This window comes from Nocardia sichangensis, assembly GCF_047200615.1.
In the GTDB taxonomy this organism is placed as follows: Bacteria; Actinomycetota; Actinomycetes; order Mycobacteriales; family Mycobacteriaceae; genus Nocardia; species Nocardia sichangensis.
Genome location: NZ_JBJZOK010000021.1, coordinates 42,751 through 56,349, shown reverse-complemented (window position 1 = coordinate 56,349; position 13,599 = coordinate 42,751). Strand labels below are relative to the sequence as shown.

The window sequence follows — 13,599 nt, the reverse complement described above, 5'->3', positions numbered from 1 at the left end:
GCACGATCAGGAGCCCCACCGATGGCCGACACCGACGAGCTACGCCGCTATCTCAAGAAGACGGCGAAGGAGCTCTACGAGACCAAACAACACCTGCGCGAACTCACCGATCGGACGCGGGAGCCGATCGCCATCGTCGGTATGGCCTGCCGGTACCCCGGCGGCGTCCGTTCACCCGAGGACCTGTGGCGCGTCGCCGCCGCCGGCGTGGACGCCGTCGGGGTGTATCCGTCCGACCGTGGCTGGGACCTGGAGCGATTGTTCGATCCCGACCCGGACGTGCCGGGCACGGTCTACACGCGGGAGGGCGGTTTCCTCGATTCCGTCGCCGATTTCGACGCGGGTTTCTTCGGCATCAGCCCGCGCGAGGCCGCCGCGATGGACCCGCAGCAGCGCCTGATGCTAGAGGCGGCGTGGGAAGCGCTGGAAGACGCCGGGATCGACCCGGCCTCGCTGCGCGGTAGCGACACCGGCGTGTTCGCCGGGGTTGCCCACCAGAACTACGGGCCCCGCGTCGGCTCCCCGAATATCACGGCCGAAACGGAAGGCCACGCCTATCTGGGTGTTTCCAACAGCGTGCTGTCGGGCCGGATCGCCTACACCCTCGGGCTGGAAGGTCCTGCCGTCTCGATCGATACGGCATGCTCGTCATCGCTGGTCGCCCTGCATCTCGCGTGCCGAGCGCTGCGCAACGGTGACGCCACCCTGGCCCTGGCAGGCGGCGTCACCGTGATGTCGGACCCGTCGCTGCTCATCGCGTTCGCGCGGCAGCGCGCCCTCTCACCCGACGGACGGTGCCGGGCCTTCGCGGCGGCGGCCGACGGGACGGGTTTCTCCGAGGGACTCGGCGTGCTGGTGCTCGAACGGCTCTCCGACGCACGGCGGCTCGGGCGCACCGTCCTGGCGGTCGTGCGCGGCAGCGCGATCAACCAGGACGGCGCCAGCAACGGACTGACCGCGCCGAACGGCCGGTCGCAGGAAGCCGTGATCGGGCAGGCGTTGCGCGACGCGGGCCTCGAGCCCGCGGACGTCGACGCGGTGGAGGCGCACGGCACGGGCACGATGCTGGGCGATCCGATCGAAGCCAGGGCACTGATCGCGGCCTACGGCGCCCGGCAGGCCGACGCGCCGCTGCGTCTGGGATCGCTGAAATCCAATATCGGCCACACCTCGGCCGCGGCCGGTGTCGGCGGAGTGATCAAGATGGTGCAGGCCATGCGGCACGAGATGCTGCCGAAGACCCTGCACATCGATGCGCCCACCCCCCATGTGGACTGGTCCGCGGGCGCCGTGCGGCTGCTGCGGGACAGCGAGCCGTGGCCCGCCGGTGCCAGGGTCCGGCGCGCGGGCGTGTCGTCGTTCGGCGCCAGCGGCACCAACGCCCACGTCGTCCTCGAGGAAGCGCCCGCCGAGCCCGCCGCGGAAGGGGAGTCCGGGCCCGCTCCCACGGCGGGGATCGGGTCGAATCACGCTGCCCCACAGGTCGTCCCGTTGCTGCTGTCGGCCGGTTCCGGTGCGGCGCTGCATGCGCAGGCGGATCGCTTGCGACAGTGGATGGCGGACGACCCGGAAACGGACGCCCAGGATATCGCGCACTCGCTGCTCACCTCCCGTGCCCGGCTGGAGTGGCGCGGAGCGGTCGTCGGCCGCGACCGTGACGAACTCCTGGCCGGTCTGGCGGTACTCGCCGAGGGCCGTTCCGCGCCCGGTGTGGTCGACGACCGCGCCGGATCGGGACGCACGGCGTTCCTGTTCACCGGCCAGGGTGCGCAGCGCGCCGGGATGGGACGGGAACTGTACGCGACGTTCCCGGTGTTCGCGGCGGAGCTGGACCGAGTCTGCGCCGAATTCGATCCGCTGCTCGGACGTTCGCTGCGGGACCTGCTCCGCGCCGAGGCGGCGGACGGCGACAGCGCGCCGGGCCCGCTGGATCGGACCGAGTACACCCAGCCCGCGCTGTTCGCCTACGAGGTGGCGCTGTACCGGCTCGCCGAATCGTTCGGCCTGACACCGGATGTGCTGCTCGGCCATTCCATCGGTGAGCTCGCGGCGGCGTATGTCGCCGGAGTGTGGTCGCTGCCCGACGCGTGTGCGCTGGTGGCGGCGCGCGGGCGGTTGATGGGCGCACTGCCCGCCGGCGGCGCGATGCTGGCCGTGGCGGCGCCGGAAGCGGAGGCGTCGGCCGCGCTCGACGGGTACGCGGGCCGGGTGTCCGTGGCCGCCGTGAACGGGCCCGCTTCCGTGGTGTTGTCCGGTGACGCCGACGCCGTCGCCGAGGTCGAGCGGCTCTTCGCTGCTCAGGGCCGTCGGACGAACCGGCTGCGCGTGAGCCATGCCTTCCATTCGGCGCGGATGGAACCGATGCTGGCCGAGTTCCGTGCCGTGGCCCGCGGTGTGACCTACCGGCAGCCGACGATCCCGATCGTCTCGAACGTTTCGGGCGCACCGGCCGCTGACGAGCTGACCGATCCGGAGTACTGGGTCCGTCAGGTCCGGGCGGCCGTGCGGTTCGCCCCGGGAGTCCAGGCGCTGGCCGCCGGCGGGGTGCGACGATTCCTGGAGATCGGTCCCGACGCGGTGCTGACCGCGATGACCCGCGAATGCCTGACCGAACAACCCGATATCGAGGCCCACTGCGCGGTGGTCGCCGCCGCACGACGCGGCGCGGACGAGGTCGGGCAGTTCACCGCGTTCCTGGCCGCCGCCCACGCCGCGGGCGCCGACGTGGACTGGAGCCCGCTGTTCACCGGTCGGCCGGTGCGCCGAGTTCCGTTGCCCACCTATGCCTTCCAGCGTCAGCGGTACTGGTTGCCGCCGACCGACGGCATCGGCGATGTGGGCCGCGCCGGACTGACGGCGATGGACCATCCGATGCTCGGCGCGGCGCTGGCCCTGGCCGGTACGGACGAGTGGCTGTTCACCGGTCGCCTGTCCACGGCGTCGCAGCCGTGGCTGGCCGATCACACGGTGTTCGGCACGGTGCTGTTGCCCGGGACCGCGTTCGTGGAGTTCGCGTTGGCAGCCTGCGCGCGAGTGGATGCCGGGACGATCGACGAGCTGGTCCTGGAGGCGCCGCTGCGGCTGGACGAGGGAACCGAAGTAGATATCCAGATCAGTGTCGAAGCGCCCGACGACGCCGGGCGCAGGCGCTTCGTCATCGCTTCGCGGGCCGTCGGCGACCCGACCGCCGGATCCACGCACGCCCGCGGTGTACTCGCTCCCGACACGGGAAACGCGGCGGTGCCCGCTGATACGGACGACCCGTTCCAGGACGACGACGCGACCACCGGAGCGGCGCTCTACGACCAACTGGCCGCCCGCGGTCTCGACTACGGACCCGCCTTCCAGGGCGTGCGCCGGTTCGTGCGCCGCGGCGACTCCGTCGTGGCCGAGGTGCGGCTCGGCGAGACCGATTCGGACGCTTCGCGCTTCGGCGTGCACCCCGCACTGCTGGATGCCGCGTTGCACGCCGCCGTCGACCTATTGTCCGCTGATTTCGCCGACAACCAGGCGCCGCTGCCGTTCTCGTTCACCGGCGTGCGGTTGCATCGCGGTGGCGCGAGCGCGGCACGCGTGCTGATCCGGCGGACGGGCTCCGAAGGGGCGCGGGTAGAGCTCCGCGACGATACGGACGCGTTGCTGCTGACGATCGATGCGCTGCGGGCGCGGCCGGTCGACAGCGACACGGTGCGCAGCGCGCGCTCCGCCGGACCCCACCGTCTCTACGATGTGCGGTGGGCCACGGTGGCTTCCGGCGCCGGGTCCGGCGCGGTGCGGCTGGCGGCGGTCGGCGGACCGTCGGAATCCGCTTTCGAGGAACACTATTCGGATATGGCCGCGCTGGTAGCGGCCGCGGATACCGACACCCCGAGAGCGGACACCCGAGCGCAGCCCGACGCCGTGGTGTGGTTCGCCGAGTCCGGTCCCGGGCACGCCGTCAGCACCGAGGCCGACCGGGTGCGCCGGAGCGTGAACACCGCGCTGGCGGCGGTGCGGTCCTGGTTACGCCTCCCCGAGTCCGGCGACACCCGGCTGGTCGCGGTGACCCGTAACGGCGCCGGACTGCCCGGCGAGGATCCGGATCTGGCGGCCGCGGCGCTCTGGGGCCTGCTGCGCAGCGCGCAGTCGGAGCATCCCGGCCGGATCATGCTGGTGGACGCCGAGAGCGACGCGGTCATCGGGCCCGAGCTGATCTCGGCGGCCCTCGCGACCGACGAGCCGCAGCTCGCGGCGCGTGGCGGCGAGCTGGTCGCGCCCCGGCTCGCCCGGCGTGACGACGCGCCCGGCGCGGCCGTCACCCTGGGCCGAGGCACGGTGCTGATCACCGGCGGGACCGGTGGGTTGGGCGCGCTGGTGGCCCGGCACCTGGTCGCGACCCACGGTGTGCGGGATCTCGTTCTGGTGTCACGCCGCGGCGAACGGGCCGACGGTGTGCGCGAACTGGTGGCCGAACTGGCCGGACTCGGTGCTCGGCCGCGGGTACTGGCCTGCGACGTCGGCGACCGCGCCGCGGTGCGCGCCCTGCTCGACCAGCTGGCCGACGGTCCGGAGCTGACCGCCGTCGTCCATGCCGCCGGCGTCCTGGACGACGCGACGCTCGACGCACTCACGCCCGACCGGATCGAGCGGGTGTTCGCGCCGAAGGTCGACGCCGCACTACACCTGGACGAACTCACCCGTGACCGGAATCTGTCGGCGTTCGTGCTGTTCTCCTCGATCGCGGCGGTCCTTGGCTCGGCGGGCCAGGGCAACTATGCCGCCGCGAACTCGGTGCTGGACGCGCTGGCCCGGCGGCGCGTCGCGGCGGGCCTGCCCGCGGTCTCGGTGGCCTGGGGCCCGTGGAACCAGAGCGGCGGGATGACCGCCGAACTGGGACGCGCGGGCCTGGACCGCTTGTCCCGCATGGGCTTCCGACCCTTGGCCGAGTCCGACGGGCTCGCGCTGTTCGACCGGGCGGCGGGCGCGCAGATGCCGCTGGTCGCCGCCGTGGACTTCGATACCGCGGCATTGTCCGCGCAGGCCCGCGCGGATCTGCTGCCGCCGCTGCTACGTTCGCTGGTAGCGGCACCGCGCCGTGCTGAGGGCGGCGGCGAACTGGCCGAGCGGCTCGCGTCGGCGCCACCGGACCGGCACGACGCGATCGTGCTGGATTTCGTGCGCCATCAGGTCGCCGAGGTACTTGGACACGCCACGGGCGAACAGATCGAGGCCGACAAGCCGTTCAGCGAACTGGGCTTCGATTCGCTGGGCGCGGTGGACCTGCGCAACCGCCTCACCAAGGCCACCGGTCTGCGTCTGCCGTCGACGCTGGCCTTCGATCACCCGACGTCCGCGGCGGTCGCCCGGCTGCTGCGTTCCCGGATCGACGGCGCGGGGCAGGGCGTGCGCCCGACGCGGAAGCGCGCGCGAGCCGACGAACCGATCGCGATCGTCGGCATGGCCTGCCGGTACCCCGGCGGAGTCGCGTCGCCGGACGATCTGTGGAATTTGGTGGCCTCGGGGACGGACGCCATTTCCGAGTTTCCCGCCGATCGCGGCTGGGATCTTGATCGCCTGATCGATCCCGATCCCGAACACACCGGAACCTCCTACGTGAACGAGGGCGGGTTCTTGACGGACGCGGCCGATTTCGACGCCGGATTCTTCGGCATCGGCCCGCGGGAGGCGAACGCGATGGACCCGCAGCAGCGTTTGCTGCTGGAGGTGTCGTGGGAAGCGCTCGAGCACGCGGGCATCGATCCGACGTCGCTGCGGGGCACCGACACCGGCGTCTACACCGGGGTGATGTACCAGGACTACGAGGTCTTGACCCGCAAGGCCGGACCCGAGGCCGAAGGCTACGTGGGCACCGGCTCGGCGGCCAGCGTGGTCTCGGGACGCATCGCCTATTCGCTCGGTCTGGAAGGCCCCGCGATGACTGTGGATACGGCGTGCTCGTCCTCGCTGGTGGCACTGCACGTGGCGTGCCGTGCGCTGCGACAGGGGGAGAGTTCGCTCGCCCTGGTGGGCGGTGCGACGGTGATGGCCACGCCCACGGTTTTCGTGGAATTCTCCCGCCAGCGCGGACTGGCGCCGGACGGGCGGTGCAAATCGTTCTCGGCCGCCGCCGACGGTGTGGCGTGGGCGGAGGGCGCGGCCGTCCTGGTGGTCGAACGGCTTCCGGACGCACGGCGACTCGGCCACAACGTGCTCGCGGTGGTGCGCGGCAGCGCGGTGAACCAGGACGGCGCCAGCAACGGTCTCACCGCGCCGAACGGTCCGTCGCAGGAGCGGGTGATCGCGGCGGCGCTGGCCGATGCCGGGCTCGGGCCGTCGGACGTGGATGCCGTGGAAGCGCACGGCACCGGAACGACACTGGGCGACCCGATCGAGGCGCAGGCGTTGCTCGCCACCTACGGCCAGGGCCGCCCGGAAGGTCCGCTGCGTGTCGGTTCGCTCAAATCCAACATCGGCCACACCCAGGCGGCGGCCGGTGTGGGCGGCGTGATCAAAATGGTGCAGGCGCTGCGCCACGAGATGCTGCCGAGAACCCTGCACGCGGAGGAACTCTCACCGCATGTGGACTGGTCGGCCGGATCGGTGCGCGTGCTGACCGACGCCGAATCGTGGACCTCGGGCAGCCGGATACGACGCGCGGGGGTGTCGTCGTTCGGTATCAGCGGCACGAACGCGCACGTGATCCTCGAGGAGGCGCCACCGTCCACGCGTGCCGAGCGACCGGCGGCGGACTCCGGCCCGGTAGCGGGCGGCGTGGTACCGCTGGTGGTCTCCGCGAAATCCGCGGAAGCCCTGCGCGGTCAGGCCGAACGCTTGCGCTCCTGGCTGGCCGATGCGCCGGAGATCGACCCGGGGCGGGTGGCGCGTGCCCTGCTCGACTCGCGCGCGCTGCTGGATCGCCGCGGCGTGGTCGTCGGCCGCGACCGGGAGGAACTGCTCGCCGGGCTGGCCGCGCTGGCGGCGGGAACGACGTCGCCGCACGCGGTCGAGGCACCGGCCGTGCCGGGTACGACGGCCTTCCTCTTCACCGGTGGTGGCGCGCAGCGAGTCGGCATGGGTGCCGGCCTGTACCAGGCGTTTCCGGTGTTCGCGACCGCGCTGGACGAGGTGTGCGCCGAGTTCGACCGCCATCTCGGGGGTTCCCTGCGGGAGGTGATGTTCACCGACGAGGCCGGGGTGCTGGACCGGATGGACTGGATGCAGCCCGCGTTGTTCGCTTTCGAGGTGGCGATGTTCCGGCTGCTCGAGTCGTACGGTCTCCTACCGGACGTGCTCGCGGGTCACTCGCTGGGCGAACTCGTCGCGGCCTATGTGTCCGGGGTCTGGTCGCTGACCGACGCCTGCGCGCTGGTGGCGGCGCGGGGACGACTGATGGGTGCGGCGCCCGCCGGTGGGGCGATGCTGGCGGCCGCGGTGTCGGAGACGGAAGCGGAGGAACTGCTGACCGGTCTCGCCGACCGGCTCGCGATCGGGGCGGTGAACGGTCCGGAGTCGGTGGTGTTCTCGGGATACGCCGATGCCGTCGACGAGATGCGGCGGCGGCTGACCGAGGCGGGACGGAAGAACACCCTGCTGCGGATCTCCCACGCGTCCCATTCGATGTTGATGGAACCCGTCCTCGACGAATTCCGCGCGGTGGCGGAGGGACTGACCTATCGCGAGCCCACCGTGCCGATCGTGTCGAATGTATCCGGCACGCGGGCCGGCGACGAAATGCGCGATCCGGGCTACTGGGTGGCGCAGGTGCGCGGCTGTGTGCGCTTCGCGCCCGGGGTGCGCAGTCTCCTCGACTCCGGGGTGCGGCGTTTCATCGAAGTCGGACCGGACGCCGCGCTCACCGCGATGACCGGAGAATGCTTGGCCGAGCGTCCGGAAGTGGCGGCGAAGTCACTGGTGGCGGCCTCGTCCAGGCGTTCGGTCGACGAGGTGACCCAGTTCGTCACGCTCCTCGCCCAGTCCTTCGCGGCAGGCGCACCGGTGCGGCTGCGGTCGCTGCTGCCGGGAGCGGACGCACGGGTGGAGCTGCCGACGTACGCGTTCCAGCGCCGCCGGTACTGGGTGCGACCGGCTCCCGAAGTCGTGACCGGCTCGTTCGGCCATCCACTGCTGACCAGCGCGGTGCCGGTCGCGGGCAGGGACGAATGGTTGTTCACCGGCCGGTTCTCCGCGCGCACCCAGCCGTGGATCGGCGACCACGCGGTGTTCGGCTCGGTATTGCTGCCCGGGACGGCCTTCGCGGAGATGGCGCTCGCCGCGGGCGCGCAGGTGGACGCCGGGGTGGTCGGCGAATTGCTGCTGCAAGCTCCGTTGCCGCTCACCGCGACCGCCGAGATCGAGCTCCAATTGAGCGTCGGGGCGCGCGACGAGCAAGGGCGGCGCGGATTCGCCGTGCACTCCCGCGCGGCCGATCGGGAGTCCGACGGCACGGACCCGTGGGTGCGGCATGCGAGCGGCGTCCTGACCACCGCCGACCACGACCACGCGCCGGTGTGGAGCGAACCGGTGTGGCCGCCGTCCGGCGCGGAGCCGTCGGACGGGTCGCTCTACGACCGGCTGGCGGAGCGCGGCTTCGACTACGGTCCCGGTTTCCAGGGCGTCACCGCGTTGTGGACGCGCGGCGAGCAGACCTTCGCCGAGGTGTCCCTCGACGAATCCGTGGGCGTCGCGGCGGCTCCGTTCGGCATCCATCCGGCGCTGCTGGACGCATGCCTGCACGCGGCGCTCGGCGAGCTGATCGGCGACCTGCCCGCCGGGCAGGTGCCGTTGCCCTTCTCCTTCACCGGTGTGCGCTTGTGGCGCTCCGGTGTCACCGCGGCGCGCGTTCGCGTCGTCCGGGATGCCGAGGGGCAGGTCACGATCGACATCGCGGACGACACCGGCTCGCTCGTCGCGCGCGTCGATGCGGTCTCCGCACGTCCGATCGCGGCCGACGCGCTGGGCGCGGCGCATCCGGGACGCCGTACGGCACCCCTGACCCTGAGCTGGACGCGCGCGGAGCTACCCGCGCTGCGGGCGGTGCCCGACCGTGTGGCGACGATGGGGCAGGCGCGAGTGTCCGGTGTCGACCGTCACTACCTCGACGCGTCGGAAGTCGCTGCGGCCGAACAGGTTCCGGATATCGTCGTCTGGTCGCTCCCGGAGGGACCTGCGGCCACCGCTGACCCGGTCGAGCCCGGGACGGTGCGGGAGGCGACCCGCACCGCCTGGGAGCTGCTGCGCTCCTGGTTGTCGCTCGAGCGGCTGGCGGACACTCGCCTCGTGGTGGCGACCCGCCGCGCGACGGGCCTGAACGGAGAACCGGTCGATCTGGCCGCCGCCGCCGTCACCGGTTTGGTCCGCAGCGCACAGTCGGAACAACCGGGTCGTATCGTGCTGCTGGACCACGACGGAGACCTGGACGCCGCGACGGTGCTCGGCGTGCTCGAATCGGGGCACGCCCAAGTGGCGGTCCACACGGGCGAGATCTACCTCCCGCGCCTGGCCTATGGCGACGTACCTGCCGAAGAACCCGAAAACATCCGCAGCACAAGCGCTTTCGGCGATGGCACGGTGCTGATCACGGGCGGAACCAGCGGATTGGGCGCGGTGATCGCGCGGCACCTGGTCACCGCACACGGTGTCCGGCATCTGCTGCTGGTGTCGCGGCGCGGCGCGGCGGCCGACGGTGTCGCGGAACTGATCGCCGAGCTGGAACGGCTCGGTGCGCGCACCCGGGTCGCCGCGTGCGACGTGGCCGATCGCGCGGCCTTGGCCACCGTGCTCGAGTCGATCGGGACCGAGCACCCGCTGTCGGCGGTGATCCACTCCGCGGGCCTGATCGACGACGCCACCATCGAGACGCTGACCGCTCAGCGGATCGATCGCGTACTCGCGCCCAAGGTCGACGGCGCGCTGCACCTGGACGAGCTCACCCGGGGCCACGACCTGTCGGCGTTCGTCGTGTTCTCCTCGGCCGCGGCGATTCTCGGATCGCCCGGACAGGGCAACTACGCGGCCGCGAACGCGTTCCTCGACGGGCTCGCGCAGTCCCGGCGAGCGCAGGGGCTGCCCGCCTTGTCGGTCGCCTGGGGTTTGTGGAACCAGGACACGGGCATGACCGCCGAAATGGACCGGGCCGCGCTGGCGCGGCTGGAGCGTATGGGTCTGCGGATCCTCGGTGACTCCGACGGTACGGCGCTGTTCGACGCGGCGCTCGCCACGGATGCGGCCATGGTCGCCTGCGTCGAATTCGACAAGTCCGCCCTGGCCGCGCAGGCGCGTGCGGGGCTGCTGCCCGAAGTGCTGGGCGGCTTGGTCGTCGGCCGCGCCCGCTGGGTCTCCAGCGCAACCGCCACCGGCGGCCTGCTGGCCGACCTGCTCGCCACCGCGCCGGAGGACGAACGCGACGCGCTGGTGCTCGGATTCGTCCGCGAACACGCCGCGGCGGTGCTGGGATACCAGTCCGCGGCGGCGATCGATCCCGAAACTCCGTTCAACGAGATGGGTTTCGATTCACTCGGCGGCGTCGAGCTGCGCAACCGGCTGTCGGAGGGCACGGGCACGCGACTGCCCTCGACGCTGGTGTTCAACTACCCGACGGCGAGCGCGGTGGCGAAACTGCTGCGGTCGCAATGGGAAGCGACCGCGACCACCTCGGCGATCGATGACCAGATCGCCGCGCTCGCCGCGCTGCTGGCGACCCTGCCGTCGGAGGAGGACAAGGCGCGGCTGGCCGAGCGGATCCGCGCGACGCTGACCGACGCCATCGACGAACCCGCGCCCGAGCCCGCGCCGGTCGCCGATCAGGGCCGCGACGCCGTCGAGGCGGCCGCCACGGCGGACGAACTGTTCGCTCTCATCGACCAGCAGATCAGCGGAAAGTAGAGGAAGGCCATGACATCCGACGACGTGTCGGCGATCGAAGTGACCGATGGCGTGCGCTCGCTGCACCTGGAGTGGGACGACCCCGGCATCGCCGTGCTGGGCATGATCCAGCTCACCAGGGACGAACTCGTCGAGCGTATCCGTACCGGCGAACTGCCGCTGCCGCCACTGGCCAAACTACTCAACATCGAGGTCGTCGACGCCGCGCCGGGGCGGATGACGCTGCGCCTCACGCCGGACGAGCGGCATGTGAACTTCCTCGGTGTGGTCGGTGGCGGCGTGGTCGGCGCGGTACTCGACGTCGCGATGTGGGGTGCGGTGCAACTGTCGGTGCAGGACAAGTCCATGCTCACGACGGTGAGCATGACGTCCAATCTGGTGCGCGGGGTCTCGCACACCCAGAGGGCGTTGGAGGCGGTCGCGGAGGCGGTGCACGTCGGCCGGACGACGGCCACCGCCGAGAGCCGTCTCGTCGATGCCGCGGGGAAGGTCTACGCGACCGCGACCGCCACGTTCGTCCGGATGGGCGGCGGCAACGGGTGAATTCCGGCGGCCCGGGGACCAGGTCCCCGGGCCGTCCGGGATCAGAGTTCGGCCGCGAGCTGGGTGCCCTGCTGGATGGCGCGCTTGGCGTCGAGCTCCTTCGCTTCGTCGGCGCCGCCGATGAGATGCACCCGCACGCCACGCGATTCGAGCTGGTCGTGCAGGTCGCGCACCGATTCCTGGCCCGCGCACACCACCACGTTGTCCACTTCGATCACGCGCGGCGCCTGCCGCTGCGGACCGAAGCTGACGTGCAGTCCGCGATCGTCGATCCGTTCGTAGTTGATCCCGCCGATCTGCTGGACTCCGCGCGCGTCCAGCGCGGCGCGGTGGATCCAGCCGGTCGTCTTACCCAAGGTCAGTCCGAACGGCCCCGACTTGCGTTGCAGCAAGGTCGCTTCCCGGATCGCCCTGGCAGGCCGAGGGGTTCGCAACTGGCCGCGAGCGTGGATGTCGTCGGTGACACCCCACTCGTCGCGCCATTCGTCGAGCGCGAGGGGGCCTTGGTGGACCGCGGTCAAGAATTCGCCGACGTCGAACCCGATTCCGCCCGCACCGACGACGGCCACCCGGTTGCCCACGGGCTTCTCCTGCCGGATCAGTTCCGGATAGGACAGCACCATGGGGTGATCGATACCGGGGATCGCGGGAATTCGAGGGCGCACGCCGGTGGCCAGCACCACCTCGTCCCAGCCTCCCGCGGCGAGTTGTTCGGCGGTGGCCCGGGCATTCAGATGCACGGTGACGCCGGTGAGTTCGAGTTTGCGCCGGTAATACCGGATCGTCTCGTCGAACTCCTCCTTGCCGGGGATGCGGCGGGCGAGATCGAATTGTCCGCCGATCCGGTCCTCGGCTTCGAACAGTTCCACCTGATGCCCGCGCTCGGCCAGGCCGATCGCGGCCGACAACCCGGCGGGACCGGCGCCGACGACGGCGATGCGCTTGGCCCGCCTGGTGGGCAGCAGTTGCAGCAGCGTCTCGTGGCACGCGCGGGGATTCACCAGGCAGGACACGGTCTGCCGGGTGAAGGTGTGGTCCAGGCAGGCCTGGTTGCATGCGATGCAGGTGTTGATCTCGTCCACCCGCGATCCGGCGGCCTTGTTCACCCATTCCGGATCGGCCAGCAGCGGGCGGGCCAGCGAGATGAGGTCCGCCTCGCCGCGCTCCAGGATCTGCTCGGCGACCTCGGGCATGTTGATCCGGTTCGACGCGCACACCGGAATCGAGACATGTTCCTTGAGCGCCGCGGTGTATCCGACGAACGCGGCACGTGGCACCGAGGTGACGATCGTCGGCACCCGCGACTCGTGCCAGCCGATATCGGTGTTGATGACGTCGACTCCGGCGGCTTCGAGTTCCTTCGCCAGGTCGATGATCTCGGCGTAGGTCTGCCCGTCCTCGACGAATTCGGCCAGCGACATCCGGAACATGATGAGCAGGTCGTCGCCGACGGCGGCCCTGGTCCGTGCGGCGACCTCGACCGGGAATCGCCGCCGGTTCGCCGCCGATCCGCCCCAGCGATCGGTCCGGGTGTTGGTGCGCGGCGCGAGGAACTGGTTGATCAGAAAGCCTTCGCCGCCCATGATCTCGACGCCGTCGTATCCGGCCAGCCGCGCCAACCGCGCGCAGCGCACGTGATCGGCGATCGTGGTCTCGATCTCCTGCTCGGTGAACGCCCGCGGTTCGAACGCGGTGAGCGGCGACGCCACCGCCGAGGGTGCCAGATTGGTGGGGATGTTCGAATCGCGCCCACCGTGCAGGATCTGCAGCGCGATCTTGCCTCCCGCTTCGTGAACGGCGTCGGTGATCACGCGGTGCCGCTCGGCGTCGGTCTCGTCCAGCATCGCGCACGCGAACGGCCACAGCCATCCGTCGCGGCTGGGGGAGTAGCCGCCGGTGACGATCAGCCCCACGCCGCCGCGTGCGCGTTCGGCGAAGAACGCGGCCAGCCGGTCGATGTGCCAGGCCCGATCTTCCAGCCCGGTGTGCATGGAGCCCATGACAACTCGGTTGCGGAGTTTCACCCTCCCCAGCTCGATCGGCGACAGCAAATGCGGAAAGGCGGAACTCATGGGATGAACCTAACGGTAGCTACCCACCTCCGCAATGGCTGGCGCGGCATGCCATCTGCGATGTACGGCCCGATATGGACAACCGGGTGTTCTGAGGGCGACAACCCGGCAACCTGCGACTCGA

General features: G+C 71.3%; 3 protein-coding genes. 2 read left to right on the top strand and 1 reads right to left on the bottom strand.

What is annotated here, in order from left to right:
• The first annotated feature begins 21 nt into the window (after nt 1–21).
• Together ACL03I_RS26355 and ACL03I_RS26350 are read left to right on the top strand one after the other, a co-directional pair.
• Nucleotides 22–10,860, top strand: coding sequence for a type I polyketide synthase (locus ACL03I_RS26355; RefSeq protein WP_412807189.1), 10,839 nt, complete (start codon nt 22–24; stop codon nt 10,858–10,860).
• A 9-nt stretch (nt 10,861–10,869) separates the two neighbouring features.
• Entirely contained in the window at nt 10,870–11,403 is a 534-nt protein-coding gene (locus ACL03I_RS26350; protein ID WP_412807188.1) for a PaaI family thioesterase, read from the top strand.
• Nucleotides 11,404–11,444: 41 nt separating this feature from the next.
• Here ACL03I_RS26350 and ACL03I_RS26345 read toward each other — a convergent pair whose 3' ends face one another.
• Nucleotides 11,445–13,475 (bottom strand): FAD-dependent oxidoreductase, encoded by a 2,031-nt coding sequence (locus tag ACL03I_RS26345; protein WP_412807187.1) that lies wholly within the window; start codon nt 13,473–13,475, stop codon nt 11,445–11,447.
• Between the last annotated feature and the right edge of the window lie 124 nt (nt 13,476–13,599).

What these genes read in the sequence shown, in the direction of transcription:
- ACL03I_RS26355 (WP_412807189.1), top strand. Translation starts at nt 22, where the DNA reads ATGGCCGACACCGACGAGCTACGCCGCTATCTCAAGAAGACGGCGAAG.
- ACL03I_RS26345 (WP_412807187.1), bottom strand. Translation starts at nt 13,475, where the DNA reads ATGAGTTCCGCCTTTCCGCATTTGCTGTCGCCGATCGAGCTGGGGAGG.
- ACL03I_RS26350 (WP_412807188.1), top strand. Translation starts at nt 10,870, where the DNA reads ATGACATCCGACGACGTGTCGGCGATCGAAGTGACCGATGGCGTGCGC.